This window comes from uncultured Tenacibaculum sp., from assembly GCF_947498805.1.
GTDB lineage: Bacteria > Bacteroidota > Bacteroidia > Flavobacteriales > Flavobacteriaceae > Polaribacter.
In genome coordinates this window covers 1-371 of the sequence record NZ_CANMLT010000026.1, presented here as the reverse complement: position 1 = coordinate 371, position 371 = coordinate 1, and the positions used below count along the sequence as shown (strand labels likewise).

The window sequence follows — 371 nt, the reverse complement described above, 5'->3', positions numbered from 1 at the left end:
TCACTGCTTGTTACGGTTAAGTCTGAATCACATGCATCGGTAATTGCGGTTACTCCTCCTAAAGCAATCAAGCCTGCAATAGTAGTTACTGCTGCTGGTGCATCACTTGCTTCACATCCTTCTTGATCTATTGAGTTTAAGCTTCCTGTTACTGATGGTGCAGTTTCATCTTTGATGTTGATAGTTTGTTGAATATCTGTACTGTTTCCACAATCATCGGTAATCGTATAAGTACGAGTTACTACAAATACGGTTGGACAAGTTCCTGCTACTGAACTATCACTGCTTGTTACGGTTAAGTCTGAATCACATGCATCGGTAATTGCGGTTACTCCTCCTAAAGCAATCAAGCCTGCAATAGTAGTTACTGC

The 371-nt window shown here is 41.0% G+C and carries 1 pseudogene; it reads right to left on the bottom strand.

Annotated features, from left to right (window positions below):
- A pseudogene (locus tag Q0873_RS18185) lies at positions 1-371 on the bottom strand (hypothetical protein); the annotation flags it as partial.